This is a genomic window from Streptomyces sp. NPDC031049 (assembly GCF_055571015.1).
The window spans coordinates 441453-463913 of sequence record NZ_JBVIGC010000001.1 but is presented as its reverse complement, the minus strand read 5'-3'; the positions used below and the strand labels follow the sequence as shown (position 1 = coordinate 463913).

General features: G+C 72.9%; 19 protein-coding genes. 11 read left to right on the top strand and 8 right to left on the bottom strand.

Annotation, left to right across the window (positions count from 1 at the left end; translation table 11 throughout):
* On the top strand, positions 1 to 1449 hold the full coding sequence (locus ACZ45Q_RS02035) for an NAD(P)H-quinone dehydrogenase (RefSeq protein ID WP_468253847.1): 1449 nt from the start codon (positions 1 to 3) through the stop codon (positions 1447 to 1449).
* Between the two features lie 175 nt (positions 1450 to 1624).
* On the top strand, positions 1625 to 2605 hold the full coding sequence (locus ACZ45Q_RS02030) for a DeoR/GlpR family DNA-binding transcription regulator (RefSeq protein ID WP_468253846.1): 981 nt from the start codon (positions 1625 to 1627) through the stop codon (positions 2603 to 2605).
* 134 nt (positions 2606 to 2739) lie between these two features.
* On the opposite strand, the gene ACZ45Q_RS02025 is transcribed toward ACZ45Q_RS02030, so the two are convergent.
* Entirely contained in the window at positions 2740 to 4512 is a 1773-nt protein-coding gene (locus ACZ45Q_RS02025) for an acetyl/propionyl/methylcrotonyl-CoA carboxylase subunit alpha (protein WP_468253845.1), read from the bottom strand.
* Between the two features lie 364 nt (positions 4513 to 4876).
* Here ACZ45Q_RS02025 and ACZ45Q_RS02020 point away from each other — a divergent pair, with 364 nt between their 5' ends.
* Complete coding sequence (locus ACZ45Q_RS02020) at positions 4877 to 5338, top strand: hypothetical protein (protein WP_468253844.1); 462 nt, start codon at positions 4877 to 4879, stop codon at positions 5336 to 5338.
* Here the strand turns inward: ACZ45Q_RS02020 and ACZ45Q_RS02015 are convergent.
* The 4 genes from ACZ45Q_RS02015 to ACZ45Q_RS02000 all read right to left on the bottom strand — a co-directional run bounded on the left by ACZ45Q_RS02015 (position 5307) and on the right by ACZ45Q_RS02000 (position 8016).
* Complete coding sequence (locus ACZ45Q_RS02015; RefSeq protein WP_468253843.1) at positions 5307 to 5927, bottom strand: Maf family protein; 621 nt, start codon at positions 5925 to 5927, stop codon at positions 5307 to 5309. The genes ACZ45Q_RS02020 and ACZ45Q_RS02015 overlap by 32 nt on opposite strands.
* Before the next feature lie 32 nt (positions 5928 to 5959).
* The gene (mmpB, locus tag ACZ45Q_RS02010; protein ID WP_468253842.1) at positions 5960 to 6088 is read right to left on the bottom strand and encodes a morphogenic membrane protein MmpB; all 129 of its coding nucleotides are present in this window, start codon (positions 6086 to 6088) and stop codon (positions 5960 to 5962) included.
* A 110-nt stretch (positions 6089 to 6198) separates the two neighbouring features.
* Positions 6199 to 6405, bottom strand: coding sequence for an acyl-CoA carboxylase subunit epsilon (locus ACZ45Q_RS02005; RefSeq protein WP_468253841.1), 207 nt, complete (start codon positions 6403 to 6405; stop codon positions 6199 to 6201).
* A gap of 9 nt (positions 6406 to 6414) precedes the next feature.
* A complete protein-coding gene (locus tag ACZ45Q_RS02000) occupies positions 6415 to 8016 on the bottom strand; it encodes an acyl-CoA carboxylase subunit beta (RefSeq protein ID WP_468253840.1) in 1602 nt (533 codons plus the stop codon).
* A gap of 111 nt (positions 8017 to 8127) precedes the next feature.
* Between ACZ45Q_RS02000 and ACZ45Q_RS01995 the strand changes: the two genes are divergently transcribed.
* The gene (locus ACZ45Q_RS01995; protein ID WP_468253839.1) at positions 8128 to 8994 is read left to right on the top strand and encodes a biotin--[acetyl-CoA-carboxylase] ligase; all 867 of its coding nucleotides are present in this window, start codon (positions 8128 to 8130) and stop codon (positions 8992 to 8994) included.
* A gap of 168 nt (positions 8995 to 9162) precedes the next feature.
* The gene (locus ACZ45Q_RS01990) at positions 9163 to 10398 is read left to right on the top strand and encodes an adenylate/guanylate cyclase domain-containing protein (protein WP_468253838.1); all 1236 of its coding nucleotides are present in this window, start codon (positions 9163 to 9165) and stop codon (positions 10396 to 10398) included.
* A gap of 33 nt (positions 10399 to 10431) precedes the next feature.
* On the opposite strand, the gene ACZ45Q_RS01985 is transcribed toward ACZ45Q_RS01990, so the two are convergent.
* Positions 10432 to 11070, bottom strand: a complete 639-nt coding sequence (locus ACZ45Q_RS01985) for a hypothetical protein (RefSeq protein WP_468253837.1) — start codon at positions 11068 to 11070, stop codon at positions 10432 to 10434.
* A gap of 273 nt (positions 11071 to 11343) precedes the next feature.
* On the opposite strand from ACZ45Q_RS01985, the gene ACZ45Q_RS01980 reads away from it, so the two are divergent.
* From ACZ45Q_RS01980 to hutH, 3 genes are all read left to right on the top strand, one after another.
* Positions 11344 to 12144: an enoyl-CoA hydratase/isomerase family protein gene (locus tag ACZ45Q_RS01980; protein ID WP_468253836.1), complete on the top strand. Its 801-nt coding sequence runs from the start codon at positions 11344 to 11346 to the stop codon at positions 12142 to 12144.
* A 313-nt stretch (positions 12145 to 12457) separates the two neighbouring features.
* Positions 12458 to 13606 carry a GGDEF domain-containing protein gene (locus ACZ45Q_RS01975; RefSeq protein WP_468253835.1) on the top strand — a complete coding sequence of 383 codons (1149 nt, stop codon included), beginning with the start codon at positions 12458 to 12460 and terminating at the stop codon, positions 13604 to 13606.
* Positions 13607 to 13718: 112 nt separating this feature from the next.
* Positions 13719 to 15257 (top strand): histidine ammonia-lyase, encoded by a 1539-nt coding sequence (gene hutH / locus ACZ45Q_RS01970; RefSeq protein ID WP_468254307.1) that lies wholly within the window; start codon positions 13719 to 13721, stop codon positions 15255 to 15257.
* Positions 15258 to 15347: 90 nt separating this feature from the next.
* Here hutH and ACZ45Q_RS01965 read toward each other — a convergent pair whose 3' ends face one another.
* A complete protein-coding gene (locus ACZ45Q_RS01965; protein WP_468253834.1) occupies positions 15348 to 15689 on the bottom strand; it encodes a hypothetical protein in 342 nt (113 codons plus the stop codon).
* 109 nt (positions 15690 to 15798) lie between these two features.
* Between ACZ45Q_RS01965 and ACZ45Q_RS01960 the strand changes: the two genes are divergently transcribed.
* From ACZ45Q_RS01960 to ACZ45Q_RS01950, 3 genes are all read left to right on the top strand, one after another.
* The gene (locus ACZ45Q_RS01960; protein WP_468253833.1) at positions 15799 to 16203 is read left to right on the top strand and encodes a hypothetical protein; all 405 of its coding nucleotides are present in this window, start codon (positions 15799 to 15801) and stop codon (positions 16201 to 16203) included.
* A 225-nt stretch (positions 16204 to 16428) separates the two neighbouring features.
* Positions 16429 to 17679 (top strand): L,D-transpeptidase, encoded by a 1251-nt coding sequence (locus tag ACZ45Q_RS01955; RefSeq protein WP_468253832.1) that lies wholly within the window; start codon positions 16429 to 16431, stop codon positions 17677 to 17679.
* Positions 17680 to 18078: 399 nt separating this feature from the next.
* Positions 18079 to 21351: a S8 family peptidase gene (locus ACZ45Q_RS01950; RefSeq protein WP_468254305.1), complete on the top strand. Its 3273-nt coding sequence runs from the start codon at positions 18079 to 18081 to the stop codon at positions 21349 to 21351.
* 49 nt (positions 21352 to 21400) lie between these two features.
* Here the strand turns inward: ACZ45Q_RS01950 and ACZ45Q_RS01945 are convergent, their stop codons facing one another.
* A complete protein-coding gene (locus ACZ45Q_RS01945; RefSeq protein WP_468253831.1) occupies positions 21401 to 22324 on the bottom strand; it encodes a helix-turn-helix domain-containing protein in 924 nt (307 codons plus the stop codon).
* Positions 22325 to 22461: the final 137 nt, after the last annotated feature.

Sequence of the window (22461 nt, the reverse complement as noted above, 5' to 3'; positions counted from 1 at the left end):
ATGGAGTACGTGACTCGGATCGTGATCATCGGTGGCGGACCCGGCGGATACGAAGCGGCGCTGGTGGGCGCCCAGCTCGGCGCGGAGGTGACCGTCGTCGACTGCGACGGTCTGGGCGGGGCGTCGGTGCTGACCGACTGCGTGCCGTCCAAGACCCTCATCGCCACGGCCGAGGTGATGACCACCTTCGACTCCTCGTACGAGGAGCTGGGGATCATCGTCGCCGACGACACCCCGCCCATGGAGCAGGCCGCCCGGGTGGTCGGCGTCGACCTCGGGAAGGTCAACCGGCGTGTGAAGCGGCTCGCGCTGGCGCAGTCGCACGACATCACCGCCTCCGTCACGCGCGCCGGGGCGCGGGTCATGCGCGGGCGCGGGCGGCTGGAGGGCATGCAGGCGCTCGACGGGTCACGGAAGGTCGTGGTGACGGCCGCCGACGGCAGCGAGGAGACGCTGACCGCGGACGCCGTGCTCATCGCCACCGGCGGGCACCCGCGCGAGCTGCCCGACGCCCGGCCGGACGGCGAGCGGATCCTGAACTGGACCCAGGTCTACGACCTCGACGAGCTTCCCGAGGAGCTGATCGTCGTGGGGTCGGGTGTCACCGGTGCCGAGTTCGCCGGCGCCTACCAGGCGCTGGGGTCGCGGGTGACGCTGGTGTCGTCGCGGGACCGGGTGCTGCCGGGCGAGGACCCGGACGCCGCGGCCGTGCTGGAGGACGTCTTCCGGCGGCGGGGCATGAACGTCATGGCGCGGTCGCGGGCCGCCTCCGCCAAGCGGGTGGGCGACCGGGTGGAGGTCACCCTGTCGGACGGCCGGGTCATCACCGGCTCGCACTGCCTGATGGCCGTCGGCGCCATCCCCAACACCGAGGGCATGGGACTGGAGGAGGCCGGGGTCCGGCTGAAGGACTCCGGGCACGTCTGGACCGACAAGGTGTCGCGCACGACCGCTCCGGGGGTGTACGCCGCCGGTGACGTCACCGGTGTCTTCGCGCTCGCCTCGGTCGCCGCCATGCAGGGGCGGATCGCCATGTACCACTTCCTCGGCGACGCGGTGGCCCCGCTGAACCTCAAGACCGTGTCGTCCAACGTCTTCACCGACCCCGAGATCGCCACGGTGGGCTACACCCAGGCCGACGTCGACGCCGGCAAGATCGACGCCCGCGTCGTGAAGCTGCCGCTGCTGCGCAACCCCCGCGCGAAGATGCAGGGCATCCGGGACGGCTTCGTCAAGATCTTCTGCCGGCCGGGCACCGGGATCGTGGTGGGCGGTGTCGTCGTCGCGCCCCGCGCCTCGGAGCTGATCCACCCGATCTCGCTCGCCGTCGACAACAACCTGACGGTCGAACAGATCGCCAACGCGTTCACCGTCTACCCGTCGCTGTCGGGCTCGATCGCCGAGGTGGCGCGGCAACTGCACACCCGTAAGTCGGGCGCGGAGGGCTGAGGAGCCCGACGGCCGGTTTCGACTCCCCGGCGGTCACGGGGAGTTGCCGGACATGCGTACGGCATACGCCACTGGAGCAACCCCTATACCACTTCGTACCCTGCCGTGCGAACAACTTCTGTTATTCGGCGCAAACTGCTGAAAGCAGACGGTCGTTGGCATTACTGTCAGTTTCGTGTTCGCTGCAGAACGTCGCCAATTGATCCTCGAAATGGTGCGAGCGAACGGAGCGGTGTCGCTCCGGGAACTCGCCCGCGTCGTCCAGACCTCCGAAGTGACCGTACGGCGGGACGTGCGTGCACTGGAGGCAGAAGGACTCCTCGACCGCCGGCACGGCGGTGCGGTACTGCCGGGCGGGTTCACGCGCGAGTCCGGCTTCCCGCAGAAGTCGCATCTCGCGACCGCCGAGAAGACCGCGATCGCCGACCTCGCCGCGGGCTTCGTCGAAGAGGGCGAGGCCATCGTGGTGGGGGCGGGGACGACCACCCAGGAGCTGGCCCGCCGGCTCGCCCGGGTGCCCGGGCTGACCGTCGTCACCAACTCGCTGCTGGTGGCCCAGGCCCTCGCCCACGCCAACCGCGTGGAGGTCGTGATGACCGGCGGTACCCTCCGCGGTTCCAACTACGCCCTGGTCGGCAGCGGTGCCGAGCAGTCCCTCCAGGGGCTGCGGGTCTCGCGGGCCTTCCTGTCCGGGAGCGGGCTGACCGCCGAACGGGGGCTGTCCACCTCGAACATGCTGTCGGCGTCCGTCGACCGTGCGCTGGTGCAGGCAGCCGCCGAGGTGGTCGTCCTGGCCGACCACACCAAGCTGGGCACCGACACGATGTTCCAGACCGTGCCGACCGATGTCATCACCCGGCTCGTGACGGACGAGCCGCCGGCCCACGACGACCGTGCCGCCACCGAGTTGCAGGCCCTCGCCGACCAGGGCGTGCAGATCGCCGTGGCCGGTACGCAGGGCGGGGCGGCCGGCTCCGGCGGCCAGGGGGGTGAGGCGGGCCCGGCGCGACAACAGCGCCGGGACGTGCCACTGCCCGGACCGCGCCGTCAGGTGCCCGGCGCGGGCACGGGGCTCAGGACGGCCGCGGCCCTGGGCGAGCAGGGCGGCGGGGCGGAACAGCGGGCTGCCAGGGTCGCCGATCTCCGGCGGCGCTGAGGGGCTGCGCTGAGGGCTGCTGGGCGCCGGCTCGCCGTGGGGGTGAGGGTGCGTGGGCGGGTGCGGGTGGTGGGTGGCTGGTCGCGCAGTTCCCCGCGCCCCTTCAGGTGGGCACGGGGAACGTCGTACGAGACTCAGTCCTTGATCTCGCAGATCGCGGCGCCGGACGTGATGGAGGCGCCGATATCGGCGGACAGGCCCTTGATGGTGCCGGACTTGTGCGCGTTGAGGGGCTGCTCCATCTTCATCGCCTCCAGGACGACGACCAGGTCGCCCTCCTTGACCTCCTGGCCTTCCTCCACGGCGACCTTGACGATGGTGCCCTGCATCGGGGAGGCGAGGGTGTCGCCGGAGGAGGCGGGGCCGGACTTCTTCGCGGCCCGGCGCTTGGGCTTGGCGCCGGCGGCGAGACCGGTGCGGGCCAGCGACATGCCGAGCGAGGCCGGCAGGGAGACCTCCAGGCGCTTGCCGCCGACCTCGACGACGACGGTCTCACGGCCGGCGTCCTCGTCGGCCTCGGCGTCGGCCGGGGCGGCGAAGGGCTTGATCTCGTTGACGAACTCGGTCTCGATCCAGCGGGTGTGGACCGTGAACGGGTCGGTGGAGCCGGTCAGCTCGGGCGCGAAGGCCGGGTCGCGCACGACCGCGCGGTGGAACGGGATGGCGGTGGCCATGCCCTCCACCTGGAACTCCTCCAGGGCGCGGGCGGCGCGCTGGAGGGCCTCCTTGCGGGTGCGGCCGGTGACGATCAGCTTGGCGAGCAGGGAGTCCCAGGCGGGGCCGATGACGCTGCCGGACTCCACGCCGGCGTCCAGGCGGACACCGGGGCCGGCCGGCGGGTCGAACCGGGTGACCGTGCCGGGCGCGGGCAGGAAGTTGCGGCCGGGGTCCTCGCCGTTGATGCGGAACTCGAAGGAGTGGCCGCGCAGGACCGGGTCGTCGTAGCCGAGCTCCTCGCCGTCGGCGATGCGGAACATCTCGCGGACCAGGTCGATGCCGGCGACCTCCTCGGTGACCGGGTGCTCGACCTGGAGGCGGGTGTTGACCTCGAGGAAGGAGATGGTGCCGTCGTTGCCGACGAGGAACTCCACGGTGCCCGCGCCGACGTAGCCGGCCTCCTTCAGGATGGCCTTGGAGGCGCGGTACAGCTCGGCGACCTGCTCCTCGGACAGGAACGGCGCCGGGGCCTCCTCGACCAGCTTCTGGTGGCGGCGCTGGAGGGAGCAGTCACGGGTGGAGACGACGACCACGTTGCCGTGCTTGTCGGCCAGGCACTGGGTCTCCACGTGGCGGGGCTTGTCGAGGTAGCGCTCGACGAAGCACTCGCCGCGGCCGAAGGCGGCCACGGCCTCGCGGACGGCGGAGTCGTACAGCTCGGGGACCTCTTCGAGGGTCCGGGCGACCTTCAGACCGCGTCCGCCGCCGCCGAAGGCGGCCTTGATGGCGATGGGCAGGCCGTGCTCCTCGGCGAAGGCGACGACCTCCTCCGAACCGGAGACCGGGTCGGGGGTGCCGGCGACCAGGGGAGCCCCGGCGCGCTGGGCGATGTGCCGGGCGGCGACCTTGTCACCCAGGTCGCGGATGGCCTGCGGGGGCGGGCCGATCCAGATCAGCCCGGCGTCCAGGACCGCCTGGGCGAACTCGGCGTTCTCGGAGAGGAAGCCGTAGCCCGGGTGAACCGCGTCCGCGCCGGACTCCCGTGCGGCGGCCAGGATCTTGTCGATGACCAGATAGCTGGTGGCCGGAGTGTCACCGCCCAGGGCGAACGCCTCATCCGCGGCGCGGACATGCAGAGCGTCCCGGTCCGGGTCCGCGTAGACGGCCACGCTCGCGATCCCGGCATCCCGGCAGGCCCGGGCCACGCGGACAGCGATTTCGCCACGGTTGGCGATGAGCACCTTGCGCACGATTGAGGCTCCCTCCTTGAAACAAGCCGAGTTTAGGGACTGCCGACACGGCACTTCGACCCGTCCCCAATGGTGAGCTTGCCCACACGGAGCGTGATTCGAGGCTCGCTCGACCCGCGAAATCCCTTGTCGCACCGTGGTACGCAGGACTCCTCCCGGAAACCCTAGCCCGGCGATGTGGTCAAGGTCTCTGTGAGAGCGTGCTGCGGCCCACTCGGTTTCTTTGTGGAGTCCCTACGAATGGCCCAATGATTCTTTGCCCCTGGCGGAACCCTTGTCCCGAGGTTTACCCGTTAGTAGCGTTCGCGGCGTAACGAACGTACTCGGGGTAACCAGAAGTGTGCTCGAAAGCGGGTGGGGTCCGGTGGTGCGCAGACCGGTGGCGTGGATCGTGGCGGTCGTCCTGTTCGCCGAGGCGCTCGGCATCGCCGGGCTGAACTGGTTCCTCGGGGTGGTCGTCGACCGGCAGAGCATGTCCCTGGCCGGTCTCGACCCGGACGTGATGTCCGTGTCCTCGAAGATCGGCGGCGTCGCCTTCGGTCTCTACTTCGCCCTGTGCGGGCTCGTCGCGCTGCTCGTGGCGCTGCGCGGCCGGCGGCCCGCCGGGCTCGGCCGGGTACTGCTGATCAGCGCCGCCGTGGTGCACGCGCTGCTCGGCGCCTTCACCTGGGGGCTGGTGGGCTGGCCCGCCTTCCTGTTCATGGTCCTGGTCCTGGGGCTCGTCGTGCTGCTGCTGATGACGCACGACACCCCCGAGGAGCCCCGGGACCGGTCGGCGGACGACGCCTCCCCGGTCAGTCCCCCGCCGGCTCCCACAACTGGGTGATCTCCACGCCCAGTTGGGCCAGCAGCCGCCGCACCAGGGGCAGGCTGATGCCGATCACATTGCCGTGGTCGCCGTCGATGCCGTCGATGAACGGCGCCGAACGGCCGTCCAGGGTGAAGGCCCCGGCGACGTGGAGGGGCTCGCCGGAGGCGACGTAGGCGGCGATCTCCTCGTCGGTCGGCTCGCCGAAGCGGACGACGGTGGAGGCGGTGGCCGAGGCGTAGCGGCCGGAGGCGGTGTCGTAGACGCAGTGGCCGGTCTGGAGCGTGCCGGCCCGGCCGCGCATCGCCTTCCAGCGGGCGGTCGCCTCCTCGGCGTCGGCGGGCTTGCCCAGGGCCCGGCCGTCCAGGTCGAGCACCGAGTCGCAGCCGATCACCAGGGCGCCCTGGACCTCCGGCCTGGCGGCCACCACGGACGCCTTGGCCTCGGCCAGGGCCAGGGCCAGCTCCGCCGGGGTGGGGGCGGTGACGGCGTCCTCGTCGACGCCGCTCACGATCACCTCGGGGGCGAGGCCGGCCTGGCGCAGCAGTCCGAGCCGGGCGGGGGACTGGGAGGCGAGGACGAGTCGCCTGCGGCGCTGTGCGGTCATGCCGTCAGGTTAGCCACCGGGGCGGGCCCGGTTCACCTCACCCCGATCACGAGCATCGCGAGCACCATGGCCAGCGCCAGGAGAACGCTCAGCCGCCGCAGCATGTGCTGCGTGTCGCGCAGTTCTTCGGGCGGTTCGTTCTCGGGGTCGGACCACAGCATGCCACCAGCGTGGGGCCTGGCCGGGTGGGGCGCCTGAGTAGGCGTACTCAAATGGGCGCCCCGTGCCGTCCTGCTGTGCGCGGTTCCCCGCGCCCCTGAGTCAGCTGTTGCTAGGCCGGCCAATAGGTGCGCGCCCACGAGGCCGGGCCCGGGTGGGGGACGTGGGCCCGGGCGATGCGGGACGGGTCGGACCATGCGGCGCGCGGGCGGGGCGCGCCGGGCGGTTCGGCCGCCGCCGCGGCGCGCGCCCTGACCACCGCCAGGGCGGCGGCCAGCTCCTCGGGGGTGGGGTTGCCCCGTACGACCTTGATCGTCACAGCGGCTCCTTACAGGGGGATGTTGCCGTGCTTCTTCGGGGGCAGGGACTCCCGCTTGGTGCGCAGCTGGCGCAGGCCGCGGACGATGTGGCGGCGGGTGTCGGACGGCATGATCACGGCGTCGACGTAGCCGCGTTCGGCGGCGACGTAGGGGTTGAGGAGGGTGTCCTCGTACTCCTGGATCAGCCGGGCGCGGACGGCCTCGACGTCCTCGCCGTTCGCCTCGGCCTCGGCGAGGGTGCGGCGGTGCAGGATGTTGACGGCGCCCTGGGCGCCCATGACGGCGATCTGGGCGGTGGGCCAGGCCAGGTTGAGGTCGGCGCCCAGGTGCTTGGAGCCCATGACGTCGTAGGCGCCGCCGAAGGCCTTGCGGGTGATGACGGTGATCAGCGGGACGGTGGCCTCGGCGTAGGCGTAGATCAGCTTGGCGCCGCGGCGGATGATGCCGTCGTGCTCCTGGTCGACGCCGGGCAGGAAGCCGGGGACGTCCACGAAGGTGATCACCGGGACGTTGAAGGCGTCGCAGGTGCGCACGAAGCGGGCGGCCTTCTCGGAGGCGGTGATGTCCAGGCAGCCGGCGAACTGCATGGGCTGGTTGGCGACGATGCCGACGGGCGCGCCTTCGACGCGGCCGAAGCCGGTGAGGATGTTCGGCGCGAACATCGGCTGGGTCTCGAAGAACTCGGCGTCGTCGAGGACGTGCTCGATGACGGTGTGCATGTCGTAGGGCTGGTTCGCCGAGTCCGGGACCAGGACGTCCAGCTCGCGGTCCTCGTCGGTGACCGTCAGGTCCGCCTCCTCGGGGAAGGCGGGCGGCTCCGAGAGGTTGTTCGAGGGCAGGTAGCTCAGGAGCTGCTTGACGTACTCGATGGCGTCCTTCTCGTCGCCGGCCATGTGGTGGGCGACGCCGGAGGCGGTGTTGTGGGTGCGGGCGCCGCCCAGCTCCTCGAAGCCGACGTCCTCGCCGGTGACGGTCTTGATGACGTCGGGGCCGGTGATGAACATGTGGCTGGTCTGGTCGACCATGATCGTGAAGTCGGTGATGGCGGGGGAGTAGACCGCGCCGCCCGCGCACGGGCCGACCACCAGGGAGATCTGCGGGATGACACCGGAGGCGTGGGTGTTGCGGCGGAAGATCTCGCCGTAGGCGCCGAGGGACGCCACACCCTCCTGGATGCGGGCGCCGCCGGAGTCGTTGATGCCGATGACCGGGCAGCCGGTCTTCAGCGCGAAGTCCATCACCTTGACGATCTTCTGGCCGTAGACCTCGCCCAGGGCCCCGCCGAAGACGGTGAAGTCCTGGGAGAAGACGGCGACCGGGCGGCCGTCGACGGTGCCGTAGCCGGTGACCACGCCGTCCCCGTAGGGCCGGTTGGCGTCCAGGCTGAAGTTGGTGGAGCGGTGCCGGGCGAACTCGTCCAGCTCCACGAAGGAGCCCTCGTCCAGGAGCAGCTCGATGCGCTCACGGGCCGTCAGCTTGCCCTTGGCGTGCTGCTTCTCCACCGCGCGTGCCGAACCGGCGTGCGTAGCCTCCTGGATACGGCGCTCGAGATCCGCGAGCTTCCCCGCGGTCGTGTGAATGTCAGGCTGCTGCTCTTCCGGCTCGGACATCGGGATGCGGCTCCCTGCCTGCTCAAAAGGGGGGGACGGTTACTCATTCGTAGAGTAGTAGGGGGCCTTCCGATCGGCAGTGCGGTCTTTCCCACACCTAGGGTGGCTTGCATGACGCCGCGAGATGCCTCAGACGACAGCAGCAGCCGGTGGTCCGACCTCGACCGCCCGCCCCTCAACGCCACCGCCCTGCACCGGGGCCTGGCGCGTGAGGGAGGGCTGTGGCGACAGGTGGACGTGGTGCAGCGCACCGGCTCGACCAACTCCGACCTGGTGGCCCGCGCCGCCGCGGGCACGGCGGACGAGGGGTCCGTCCTGGTCGCCGAGGAGCAGAGCGCCGCCCGCGGACGCCTGGACCGGCAGTGGACTGCCCCGGCCCGCTCCGGCCTGTTCTTCTCCGTGCTCCTGAAGCCGCGCGAGGTGCCGGTGCCCCGCTGGGGCTGGCTGCCGCTGCTCACCGGCGTCGCGGTGGCCACCGGCCTGTCCCGCACCGCCGGCGTCGACACCGCCCTGAAGTGGCCCAACGACCTGCTCGTCACCGTCGGCGGCGAGGAGCGCAAGGCCGGCGGCATCCTCCTGGAGCGGGCGGGCGAGGACGGCGTGGTCATCGGCGTCGGCGTCAACGTCAGCCTGCGGTCCGACGAGCTGCCGGTGCCGCAGGCCGGGTCGCTGGCGCTGGCCGGGGCGGTGAGCACCGACCGCGACCCGCTGCTGCGCGGGGTGCTGCGGGCCCTGGAGGACTGGTACGGGCGGTGGCGGTCGGCCGGGGGCGACCCGGGCGCCTGCGGGCTTCAGGAGACGTACGCCGCCGGGTGCGCGACCCTCGGGCGGGTGGTCCGCGCGGAGCTGCCGGGCGAGAGGTCGGTGGTCGGCGAGGCGGTGGCCGTGGACGGGGACGGGCGACTGGTGCTGGCGACCGAGACGGGGGTGCAGGAGCCGGTGGGGGCCGGGGACATCGTGCATCTGCGGCCGGCCTGAGCGGTGCGGTCGCGCGCCGGCCGGGACGGCCGCGGTGCGCCCGTCCGGTGTTCCGGTACGCGGGGAGGCGCGGCCGCCCGCGGGCTACGAGGAGTGAGCTGGCCCACAGCTGACGTAAAGTTGGGGCCGGTCGATACCTGACCGCGGCAGATCGGAAGGGCAACAGGCGTGACCGTCGACGACACGGGCTCCGGCGCGGACGGAGACGGCCGGGTGGACCCACCCCCGCTGTCCCCACCGCCCGAACAAGGGGACTCCCCGGACCAGGGGGACTTGCCGGATCAGGGGGACTCGGCGGGCCAGGGGAACTTGCCGGACCGAGGGGACTCCCACGCCGACGACTCGGGGGAGGACAACCCCCTCGCCATCCGCCTCGAACAGCTCATCCTCGGCGCCGAGCGCCGCTACACCCCCTTCCAGGCCGCGCGCAGCGCCGGTGTCTCGGTGGAGCTGGCCACCCGTTTCTGGCGGGCGATGGGCTTCGCGGACATCGGCCAGGCCAAGGCGCTCACCGAGGCGGACGTCCTGGCGCTGCGGCGGCTGTCCGGTCTGGTCGAGGCCGGGCTGCTGAGCGAGGCCATGGCGGTCCAGGTGGCCCGCTCCACCGGCCAGACCACGGCCCGGCTGGCCGAGTGGCAGATCGACTCCTTCCTGGAGGGCCTGACCGAGCCCCCGGAGCCGGGCATGACCCGCACCGAGGTGACGTATCCGCTGGTCGAGCTGTTGCTGCCGGAGCTGGAGGAGTTCCTCGTCTACGTCTGGCGGCGTCAGCTCGCCGCCGCCACCGGCCGGGTCGTCCAGGCCGCCGACGACGAGGAGATGGTCGACCGGCGGCTCGCGGTCGGCTTCGCCGACCTGGTCGGGTTCACCCGGCTGACCCGCCGGATGGAGGAGGAGGAACTCGGCGAGCTGGTCGAGGCCTTCGAGACCACCGCCGCCGACCTGGTGGCCGCGCGCGGCGGCCGGCTGATCAAGACCCTCGGCGACGAGGTGCTCTACGCCGCCGACGACGCGGGGACGGCCGCGGAGATCGCCCTGCGGCTCATCGAGACCCTGGCGGGCGACGAGACGATGCCGGAGCTGCGGGTCGGCATGGCGTTCGGGACCGTGACCACCCGGATGGGCGACGTCTTCGGCAGCACCGTCAACCTGGCCTCGCGGCTGACCTCGATAGCGCCGCGCGACGCCGTGCTCGTCGACTCGGCGTTCGCCGAGGAGCTGGTCCGCACCGGCGACGCCCCCGCCTCCGAGGCGCAGGCGGCGGAGGAGGCCGCGGCGGCGGAGAAGGAGGGCGAGGAGCCTCCGGCGTACCGCTTCGCGCTCCAGCCGATGTGGCAGCGCCCGGTGCGTGGCCTGGGCGTGGTCGAGCCGTGGCTGCTGACCCGGCGGGGCGAGAAGCCGTAGGCCGCGTCCCTCCGTGGCCGGCCGGCGGCCCGGTCAGTCCGGCAGGTCCACGCACAACCCGATGACCGGCAGGCACAGGCCCGGGTCGTCCGGCTCGGGCTCGGGCTCGGGGGCCGGGTCACGGGCCGGTGGGGGTTTGTCGCGGCCGGGCGGCGGCGCCGGACGCTCGGTCCGCGGCGGAGCGGGCCGGGACGTGGCCGGCGGGGGCGGGGTGCCGTCGGGTGCCGGGCGGGTTCCGGGCGGGCCCGGTGTGTCCGGGGCGGCAGGGGTGTTCGGGGCCTGCGGGACGGACGTCCCCGGGGTGCGGGCGGCGGGGTCGGACCAGGCCGGCGGCACGGCAAGGCTCTGCGCGGGCTCGGCCGATCCATCGGCCGTCGGCGCGCTGCGGGCGCCCAGGATCGTGGTGGCCGACGGGCTCGGCGCGGGACCGGGGGCCGGGCTGCCGGCGGTGGCCGTCCGCTCCGTGGCGGAGCCGGTCGCCCGGGGCCGGGCCTCGGCCGCGTCGAAGCCGCCCGCGCCCGGTTCGGGCGTCAGCCGTACGAGGCTCAGGGCGCCGGCCGCCAGGGTGAGACCGCCGGCGGCGAGCAGCACCTTGCTCGGACGGGGCCGGCGGTGCCGTCCCCTCGGCCCCCAGAGCCGCTGGGGCCCGCCCGGCGGGTCGTTCGTGGTCATGGTCCCTCCCCGGTGCGCACATGTCCCCCGTGCGCCGTGGTGGGCCGCACGCTATGCGCTGGGCCGGGCCGGCGCGGGCCGGTCGGCGGGATGTCACTCGAACGGGTGGCCGGGGGGTGATCCGGCGGTCCGCGCCGGCGGGCGGGCGCCGCATCTCCGGGCCGTCGCCCGCCGGTGCCGCGCGTGCCCCGCGCAGCGGGGCTTTTCCCGCGTCGGGTCGCCTGCGATGATCGGGCCGTCCAGTTGTTAACCCGCGTTAACCCGGAGGGTGTCATGAGCGAGGAGCGGTTCGGAGAGTTCGTCCTGGTGCGGCGGCACGGGGACGGGCATGTCGCGGAGCTCGCCCTCGACCGGCCGAAGGCCATGAACGCCGTCTCGACCGCCATGGCCGAGTCCGTCACGGCGGCCTGTGCGGCGCTGGCCGCGGACCGGAGCGTACGGGCGGTGGTGCTGACCTCGACCCACGGGCGCGCGTTCTGCGTCGGGGCCGACCTCAAGGAGCGGAACTCCTTCAGCGACGCCGACCTGCTGCGGCAGCGGCCGGTGACGCGCGCGGCCTACACCGCGGTGCTGGAGCTGCCGATGCCGACGGTCGCGGCCGTGCACGGGTTCGCGCTGGGCGGCGGGTTCGAGCTGGCGCTGTCCTGCGATGTGATCGTGGCCGACCGTACGGCGGTGGTGGGGCTGCCCGAGGTGTCCGTGGGGGTGATCCCCGGGGGCGGCGGCACGCAGCTGCTGCCCCGGCGGGTGGGCGCGGCCCGCGCCGCCGAGCTGGTCTTCACCGCGCGGCGGGTCGAGGCCTCCGAGGCCCGTGAGCTGGGCATCGTCGACCAGTTGGTGGACGAGGGCCGGGACCGCGAGGAGGCGCTGGCGCTGGCCTCCCGGATCGCCGCCCACTCCCCGGTGGGGCTGCGCGCGGCCAAGCGGGCGCTGCGGCTGGGGCAGGGGCTCGACCTCCGGGCCGGTCTGGAGGTCGAGGACGCGGCCTGGCGGGCCGTGGCGTTCTCGGGGGACCGGGCGGAGGGCGTGGCGGCGTTCAACGAGAAGCGGAAGCCTCAGTGGCCGGGGGAGTGACCGGCCCCGTCGGTCCCTACGGGCCCGTCCGGCCGGGCCGGCTCCGGAGGGGGACCGTGCATGCCGACCGGAGCCCCATCAGCCCGTCCGGCGTGTGAGGACGAGGCCGTTCATGCCGAAGCGGGGTCTGGGGGCGCAGCCCCAGGGACGCGCACCCCGCGCACGCGCGCCCGAGGGGGCCGGGGCTGCGGGCGCAGCCCACCGCACCGTGGTCGAGGAGGCCGGCAGACCCGATCCGCTCCCACCCCCGTTTCCCACCCCGTTCGCCCCGACCAATGTCCCCATTAGCCCGAAACATCCCTAGCCTGGTGAGATGGGTGAGGACAGACACCTCGCGGCCGTCGTGGCGCTGGCGCAGGGCATGGCCGCGGCGCACAGCTTGCGCGACGCCTGGCGCGCCGCGGCCCTGGGCGGATGCCGGGCGCTGGACGGCAGCTTCGCCGCCCTGTCGGTGTGGGAGCGGGAGCTGGGCCGCCTCCGCGTCCTGGTGAACGTGGGGGAGCGGGCGCCGGACGAGGAGGAGTTCCCGGAGGACGAGTCCTACCCGGTGCACCAGTTCGCGGAGATCACCGAGTTCCTGCACGAGCGCTGGGCCGGCGGCGGTGAGCCCGGCGCCTGGGTGGAGACCGCCGAGGGCCCGGCGGCCGGCCGTCCCGGCTACGTGCACCAGCGCGTCGCCGCCCTGCGCCGGCGCGGACGCGGCTGCTGCGTCGTCGCGCCGATCGTGCTGCACGGGCGCGCCTGGGGCGAGCTGTACGTGGCCCGCCGGGTGGGCGAGCCCGTCTTCGAGCGGGCCGACGCCGACTTCGCCACCGTCCTGGCCTCCGTCGTGGCCGCCGGTATCGCGCAGACCGAGCGGCTGGAGGAGGCCCGGCGGCTGGCGTACACCGACGCGCTCACCGGTCTCGCCAACCGCCGTGCCGTGGACGCCCACCTGGACGAGGCCGTGGAGCGGCACCGCCGGGAGGGCGTCGCCGTCAGCCTCGTCGTCTGCGACCTCAACGGGCTCAAGCGGGTCAACGACACCCACGGGCACGCCGTCGGCGACCGGCTGCTGGAGCGTTTCGGCTCGGTGCTGTCGGTGTGCGGGGCGATGGTGCCGGGGGCGCTCGTGGCCCGCCTCGGCGGCGACGAGTTCTGCCTGCTCGCGGTGGGCCCGCCCGCCGACGCCGTGGTGAAGGCGGCCGACGAGCTGTGCCGCCGGGCCGGTGAGCTGGAGCTCGGCGACGGGGTGGCCTGCGGGGTGGCGTCCACGGAGGACCCGGTCGGCCCGGTCCGCTCCGCGCGCCGGCTGTTCCGGCTCGCCGACGCCGCCCAGTACCGGGCCAAGGCCGAGCGGTCGGCCCGTCCGGTCGTCGCCGGCCGCGAGGGCCCCGACGATCCCGTCGTACGCCTCGCCGACCAGCCGTCCCGCGAGGAGAACGGCGAGCGGCGCCGGTTCCGGGGGCGGCACGCGCCGTAGCGCCGGCGCCGGCCACGCGGACGCCGGCGGCGGTAAGGGGCGCCCCGGCTCCCCAGCAGTGACATCAGTAGTGACATCATCGAATTCACTGCGTACGCTCCTGAATATGGATATGCACACTGTGGTGGTGGGGACAGCCGGGGTCACCGTGTCCGACGTCCTCGCCGTGGCGCGCGGCGGCGCCCGGGTCGAACTGTCCGAGGACGCGGTGGCGGCGCTGGCCGCGGCCCGCGAGATCGTGGACGCGCTGGCCGCCAAGCCCGACCCCGTGTACGGCGTCAGCACCGGCTTCGGCGCCCTGGCGACCCGGCACATCAGCCCCGAACTCCGCGCCCGGTTGCAGCGCAACATCGTCCGCTCGCACGCCGCAGGCATGGGGCCGCGCGTCGAGCGGGAGGTCGTCCGCGCCCTGATGTTCCTGCGTCTGAAGACCGTCTGCTCCGGCCGCACCGGCGTCCGCCCCGAGGTCGCCCAGTCCATGGCGGACCTCCTCAACGCCGGGATCACCCCGGTCGTCCACGAGTACGGCTCGCTCGGCTGCTCCGGCGACCTCGCCCCGCTGTCCCACTGCGCCCTGGCGCTGATGGGCGAGGGCGAGGCAGAGGGCCCGGACGGCACCGTGCGCCCGGCCGCCGACCTCCTCGCCGAGCACGGCATCGCGCCCGTCGAACTGCGCGAGAAGGAAGGCCTGGCCCTCCTCAACGGCACCGACGGCATGCTCGGCATGCTGGTCATGGCCCTGGCCGACCTGGACACCCTCTACAAGTCCGCCGACGTCACCGCCGCCCTCACCCTGGAGGCGCTGCTCGGCACCGACAAGGTCCTCGCCCCCGAGCTGCACGCCATCCGCCCGCACCCCGGGCAGGCCGCCAGCGCCGCCAACATGCTCGCCGTGCTGAAGGGCTCGGGGCTGACGGGCCATCACCAGGACGACGCCCCCCGCGTCCAGGACGCCTACTCGGTGCGCTGCGCCCCGCAGGTGGCCGGCGCCGGCCGGGACACCATGGCCCACGCCCGGCTGGTCGCCGAGCGGGAACTGGCGTCGGCGGTGGACAACCCGGTGGTCCTCCCCGACGGACGGGTGGAGTCCAACGGCAACTTCCACGGCGCCCCCGTCGCCTACGTCCTCGACTTCCTCGCCGTCGCGGTCGCCGACCTCGGCTCCATCGCCGAGCGGCGCACCGACCGGCTCCTGGACAAGAACCGCAGCCACGGGCTGCCGCCGTTCCTCGCCGACGACGCCGGCGTGGACTCCGGCCTGATGATCGCTCAGTACACGCAGGCCGCCCTGGTCAGCGAGTTGAAGCGGCTGGCCGTCCCGGCGTCGGCGGACTCCATCCCGTCCTCCGCGATGCAGGAGGACCACGTGTCCATGGGCTGGTCGGCCGCGCGCAAGCTGCGCACCGCCGTGGACAACCTCACCCGGATCATCGCCGTCGAGCTGTACGCGGCCGCCCGCGCCGTCCAGCTCCGCGAGGGTCTCACCCCGGCCCCCGCGACCCGGGCGGTCATCGACGCCGTACGCGAGGCGGGCGTTCAGGGGCCGGGCCCCGACCGGTATCTGGCGCCGGACCTGGCCGCGGCGGAGGCGTTCGTCCGGGACGGCCGGCTGGTCGCGGCGGCGGAGTCGGTCACCGGGCCGCTGCGCTAGGCGGGACCCGGGCGGAGTGCGGAGCCGGCCACCCGTCGGGTGCGCCGGCCCCGAAAGCGCGTCACGTCCCGGTCGGGAACATCACGAAGATCAGAGATCGAGGCGTTCGCGGCGCACCGAATACACCACGAAGCCGGCACCGAGCGTGAGGAACGCCGTGCCGCCGACGACGTACGGCGTGCTGTCGAAGCTGCCGGTGTCGGCCAGGGTGACCTCGGCCCCGGCGGCCGGTGCGCCGGTGTCCGCGGTGCCGGTGGACGCGGCCCTGGCCTGCTCGGTGACCTGCGGGGACGCGGTGCCGGACGGGCTGGTCGACGGGGCGTCGCCCGCGGGGCGGTCCGAGGAGGCGTTCGCGGACGGGACGAACCACAGGGCGCACAGCAGGGACCCCGCGGCGGCGGCGGTCAGCAACGGGCGGCGAGCGGATGACACGGAATATCGATCCCCTTGTGGCGCTGGCGAATTGGCCGTGTGGGGCGATGTTAGTGAAAGGCGCGGGTCACAGGAAAGTCACGGGAGCCCGCCGCCGTACTCTCCGGGCATGAGCACTCCTGAGACATCACGTTATGTCCGCCTTCGCGTCGAGCTGGTCCTCGAGGTCGTCGACGACGAGACGGTCACCGGTGCCGCGTTGCAGCGGATCGCCGACCAGTCCGGCGCGGGGGAGATGCCCGAGGCGGAGCGGGCGCACGCCGAGAGCGCTGTGACGGAGGACACCGCCGAGGCCCTCGCCCATCTCGTCGACCCGTTCGACCTGGTCGGCGAGGTGCCCGGGGTCGAACTCCAGCAGGCCTCCTGGAGCAGCGAGCAGATCGACTACGACCCGGACGCGCCGGACTGGGACCTCGACGAGGACGACGACGGCTACGGCGACGACGGTGACGGCGACGCCGGCGACGAGGAGGGCCCCGGCGACGGCGGCGGCGGGGTACGGGCGGCCCGCTGACGCGTTCTCGGGGAACTCGTGACCCCGGGCGGCAACCGCCGCCCGGGGTTTCGTCGTCTCACCCGGCGCGCCGACCGGACAGCGCGCCCCCGGCCGCACCCGCGGCGGACGTGGTGTGTCCCACACCTCGGGGGCCTGGGGAACGGGACGAACCGGTCGTAGCGTTGAAAGTCTTGACGGGGGATCTTGGGGTTTCGGGAATCGGTAACGATGGAGAAGCGTGTGATGACGGACGGTAAGCGGCGCAGGGGTCTGATGGCCGCGTCCGCACTGCTCGGCGGTGTGCTGGTGCTCTCGGCCTGTTCCGGCGGCGGTGACGACGACGCCTCCGGCGGGGGCAACGACGCATCGCAGTCCACGGTGGACAAGGCCGCGGCCGAGAAGAGCTCCGAGGCCCAGATCAAGATCACCCCCAAGGACGGCTCCGCCAACGCCTCCATCAACAACTCCGCCGCGGTGACCGTGAGCAAGGGCACGCTCACGGAGGTGAAGATGACCACCTCCGACGGCACGGAGGTCAGCGGCGAGATATCCGCCGACAAGACGAGCTGGAAGCCCAGCGGCCAGCTGGAGCGCGCCACCACCTACAAGGTGACGGCGACCGCCACGGACTCCGAGGGCCGCGCCGCCCACGAGAACGCCTCGTTCACCACCGTCTCGCCGGCCAACAGCTTCATCGGCACCTTCACGCCGGACGACGGCACCACGGTCGGCGTCGGCATGCCCGTGTCGATCAACTTCGACAAGCAGATCACCGACAAGGCCGCCGTCCAGAGGGGCATCACGGTCAGCTCCAGCAGCGGCCAGGAGGTCGCCTGCCACTGGTTCAACACCCAGCGCATGGACTGCCGCCCCGAGAACTACTGGCAGGAGGGCTCGACCGTCACCCTCAAGCTCGCGCTGGACGGCGTCGAGGGCGCCGACGGCGTCTACGGCGTCCAGCAGAAGACGGTCACCTTCAAGATCGGGCGCAACCAGGTCTCCTACGTCGACGCGAAGACCAAGCAGATGAAGGTCACGCAGGACGGCAAGACCGTCAAGACCATCCCGATCTCCGCCGGCTCCCCCGAGAACAAGACCTACGAAGGTCAGATGGTGATCTCCGAGAAGTTCAAGGAGACCCGGATGAACGGCGCCACGGTCGGCTTCACCGACGACGACGGCGAGGGCGAGTACGACATCAAGGACGTCCCCCACGCCATGCGCCTGAGCACCTCCGGCACCTTCATCCACGGCAACTACTGGGGCGCCAAGTCCATCTTCGGCAACGCCAACACCAGCCACGGCTGTGTCGGCCTCGCCGACGTCAAGGGCGCCGACGACCCGAACACCCCGGGCGCCTGGTTCTACGACAACTCCCTCGTCGGTGACGTCGTCGTCGTCCAGAACACCGGCGACAAGACCATCGCCCCGGACAACGGCCTCAACGGCTGGAACATGGACTGGGCCCAGTGGAAGGCGGGTTCGGCGATCTGACGCCCCGCTCCCGACGCTGACACCGCCGCCGTCCGCCCTTCCCGGGCGGGCGGCGGCGTTCTGCGTCCGGCTGCCGGGCAGGGCCGCGTGTCCGCAGCCGGGCAGGGCCACTGGCGGGCGAACGGGGCGGCCATGTAACGGAGTTCGCGCGGCCGGGTAACAACCGGCAGGCGGTTTCCGCTCGGTCCGCCACCGTCGGCCCGGGCGCCGTTGAGTCGCTGATCACCCCTCGGGATACTGCGGACTCCGGGGGGTTGCGCACACGCGCACGAGACCACCCCCGGCCGGATGAACGGGGTTCGTCCGGTACTTCCGCAAGGGGGATTCTTGCGCAGACACCTGAACAGGGCGGGCACGGCCACCGTCGCCACGGCGGCCGCCGTGGCCCTCGCGGCGGGCATGACCGGCCCGGCCGCGGCGGACACGGAGCCGACGACGACCGACGCCGGCCGGTCGGCGCAGGCCGCGCCGGCCCCGGCGAAGCCCAAGCACCGCGTCACCCTCATCACCGGCGACCGGGTGGTCGTCGACGCCCGGGGCCGGGTCACCGGACTGGAGCGTGCCGAGGGCCGCGAGCACATACCCGTCCAGATACGCAGGGCCGGCGGGCACACCCTCGTCGTCCCGGCCGACGCCGCCCGGCTGCTCGCCGCCGGCAAGCTCGACCAACGCCTCTTCGACGTCACCGAACTCGCCAGGGCCTCGACCCGCAAGGCCCACAGGAACGGCCTCAAGGTCATCGTCGGCTACCGGGGAGCGGCGTCCGCCGCCAAGTCGGAGGTCCGCGACGCCGGCACCCTGCGCCGCACCCTGAAGTCCCTCAACGCCGACGCCGTCCAGACCCCGCACCAGGACACGCCCGGCCTGTGGGCCGCGGTCACCGACGGCGAGAAGACCGCCTCCGGCATCGCCCACGTCTGGCTGGACGGCGTCCGCAGGGCCAGCCTCGACAGGTCCGTGCCGCAGATCGGCGCCCCCAAGGCCTGGGCCTCCGGCTACGACGGCAAGGGCGTGAAGATCGCCGTCCTGGACACCGGCGTCGACGCCACCCACCCCGACCTGAAGAACCAGGTCGTGGCCGCCAAGAACTTCACCGCCGCGTCCGACGCCGGCGACAAGTACGGCCACGGCACGCACGTCGCCTCCATCGCGGCGGGCACCGGCGCCAAGGGCGGAGGGACGTTCAAGGGCGTCGCACCCGGTGCCAAGGTGCTCAACGGCAAGGTCCTCGACGACGACGGGTTCGGCGACGACTCCGGCATCCTCGCCGGGATGGAGTGGGCCGCCGCGCAGGGCGCCGACATCGTCAACCTCAGCCTCGGCGGCGGCGACACTCCGGAGATCGACCCGCTGGAGGCGCAGGTCGACAAGCTCTCCAAGGAGAAGGGCATCCTCTTCGCCGTCGCCGCCGGCAACGAGGGCGACGGCGAGAAGACCGTCGGCTCCCCGGGCAGCGCCGCCGCGGCGCTCACCGTCGGCGCGGTCGACGACAAGGACCGGCTGGCCGGCTTCTCCAGCCGCGGCCCCGGCCTCGACGGCGCCGTCAAGCCCGACGTGACCGCCCCCGGCGTCGACATCACCGCCGCCTCCGCCAAGGGCAGCCTCATCGCCCGCGAGGAGGGCGAGAAGCCCGCCGGGTACGTCACCATCTCCGGTACGTCGATGGCGACCCCGCACGTCGCGGGCGCCGCCGCCCTCCTCAAGCAGCAGCACCCGGACTGGACGTACGCCGAACTGAAGGGCGCGCTCACCGCCTCCGCGAAGGGCGGCACGTACACCCCCTTCCAGCAGGGCTCGGGCCGCATCCAGGTCGACAAGGCCGGCAAGCAGACCGTGATCGCCGACCCGGTGTCGCTGAGCTTCGGCACCCAGCAGTGGCCGCACACCGACGACAAGCCGGTCACCCGGCAGCTGACGTACCGCAACCTGGGCACCACCGACGTCACCCTGAAGCTCACGTCGACCGCCACCGGCCCCCAGGGCAAGCCCGCCCCGGCCGGCTTCTTCACGCTCGGCGCCGGCCAGGTCACCGTCCCCGCGGGCGGCAAGGCCTCCGTCGACGTCACCGTCGACACCAGGCTCGGCGGCACCGCCGACGGCGCCTACGCGGCGTACGTCACGGCGGCGGGCGGCGGCCAGAGCGTCCGCACGGCGGCGGCCGTGGAGCGTGAGGTCGAGTCGTACGACGTCACCCTCAAGACCGTGGGCCGCGACGGCAAGCCCGCCAAGAACTACTCCACCGACCTGGCCGGCGTCTCCGGCCTGGCCGCCGAGCAGTGGTTCTCGCCCTACGACGCCGACGGCACCGTCACCGTCCGCGTCCCCAAGGGCGGTTACGTGCTCAACTCCGCGATCTACGCGAGCGACGACCCGGACACCTACCGCGGTGCCGACTGGCTCGCCCAGCCCAGGCTGAACGTCACCAAGAAGACGACGATCACCCTGGACGCCCGCACCGCCAAGCCGGTGAACATCACCGTGCCCGACAAGCGCGCCCGGTCCTCGTTCGCCTCCGCCGACTTCGCCGTCGAGACCCGCGACTCCACCTACGGCTTCGGCTGGTGGCTCGACTCCTACGCGGGCTTCCGCACCCGCCACCTCGGCCCGAAGATCACCGACGGCTCGCTGTACCAGCAGTGGGACGGCCACTGGACCAAGGGCGGCACCGAGCAGTACGACACCGTCGCCGGCGGCCCGGTCGAGCGGCTCGCCACCGGCTACACCCGCCACTACAAGAAGGGCGACCTGGCCACGCTGAAGACCGGCCTGGGCGCCTCGGCCCGCGGCAAGCAGGGCGCCGTCTCCGCGTTCGGTGAACTGCCCGGCGGCCTCGGCGGCTCCTCGATCGGCATCTCCCAGAAGCTGCCCGGCACCCGCACCCTGCACCTGTCCGCCCGGGACGGGGTGCGCTGGAACGTCGACTTCGAGCAGTACGGCGGCAAGGACGCCGACGGCTGGCCGGTCAGCGAGGCCTTCTACACCCTCGGCGACGCGCAGAAGTACAAGGCGGGCCGGACCTACTCGACGACCTTCAACACGGCCGTCTTCGGTCCCCGTCTGACCGCGGACTTCGGCCTCTTCCGGGACGGCAACACCATCACCGGCCTCGTCCCGCTGTTCGCCGACGGCAACGGCCACCCGGGCTCCTCGGCCTTCTCCTCGGTGAGCACCACCCTCTACCGCAACGGCAAGAAGGTCGGCTCCCACAAGGACCCGCTCTTCGGCGAGGGCGAGTTCACCGTCCCGTCCGGTGACGCCGCCTACCGCCTGACCACGTCGGTCAAGCGCAGCGCCAAGGTGGCGAAGGCCTCCAGCCGCATCGACGCGAGCTGGACCTTCCGTTCCAAGAAGACCGCCGACCGCACCGAGCTGCCGGCCTCCACGGCCCGCTTCCACGCCGTCACGGGCCTGGACAGCACGGTGCCGGCCGGCCGGACGGTGAGGATCCCGGTCACCGTCGAGGGCGCCGCCGCCGGCAAGAACCTGAAGTCGCTGACGGTGTCCGTGTCCTACGACTCCGGCAAGACCTGGAAGAAGACCAAGGTCACCAAGGGGAAGATCACCGTGAAGAACCCGGCCAAGGGGAAGACGATCTCCTTCCGGGCCGTCATCGCCGACAAGAAGGGCAACACGTCGACGATCTCGCTCTACGGCGCTTACGCCGGCAGGTGAGCCCTCGGTGAGCGGCCCGCCGGAAGTTCCCCTTCCGGCGGGCCGTTCCTCATGACGTCAGCCGCTTCTGAGCCGCGTCCGCACCCCAGCTCGCCAGCAGCCGCAGGGCCTCCGCCGACGGCGAGTCCGGCTCCGCGTGGTAAGTGACCAGGCACTGGTCCGCGTCGTCCACCATCCGGAAGGTCTCGAAGGACAGGGTCAGCTCCCCGACCAGCGGGTGGCGCAGCCGCTTGACGCCGTGGCTCTTCTCCTTCACGTCGTGCGTGGCCCACAGCCGCCGGAACTCCTCGCTCTTGACGGAGAGCTCCCCGACCAGGGAGGCGAGCCGCGGATCGTCCGGATGGCAGCCGGCGTCCATGCGCAGATGGCTGACCATGTCGGACGCCTTCTGGTCCCACTCCACGAACAGCTCGCGGTACTCCGCGTTCAGGAACACCTGCCGCGCCCAGTTCCGCTCCTGCGCCGGCAGCCGCCCCCAGTCCCCGAACAGCGCCGCGGCCATCCGGTTCCAGGCGAGGATGTCCGACCGCCGCCCCGCGACGTACGCCGGCACCGTCTCGATCGAGTCCAGCAGCTGCCGCAGCGCGGGCCGGACGTGCTGGGTCGGTGCGGCCGGCTTCTTCCTGTGCTGCTTGGGCTTGGCCAGATGCAGCAGATGGGCGTGCTCGGCGGCGGTCAGCCGCAGCGCGCGGGCGATCGCGTCCAGCACCTCCGCCGACACGTTCCGCCCGTTGCCCTGTTCGAGGCGGGTGTAGTACGCCACCGACACCCCGGCCAGCTGCGCCAGCTCCTCCCGGCGCAGCCCCGGCACGCGCCGGTGCCGGCCGAACGACGGCAGCCCCACGTCCTCCGGCTTCAGCCGGGCCCGACGGGTGCGCAGGAACTCGCTCAGCTCGGCGCGCCGGTCCAGCCCGGTGCCGGCCTCGCCGTCCTCCGGCGCGGCCCGCGGTGCGGGCTCGGGTCGCTCGTCCATGCCGTCCAGTATTCACGGTCGTACGCACAGGAGCCTGACCCCGCCAGTGGTAGGAACGCTGGACGTAGGCAGAACCGTGGTCTGGGTGGCGGCTCGAGACGGCGGCAGGCTGGAGGCATCCCAAGCGTCAAGAGAAC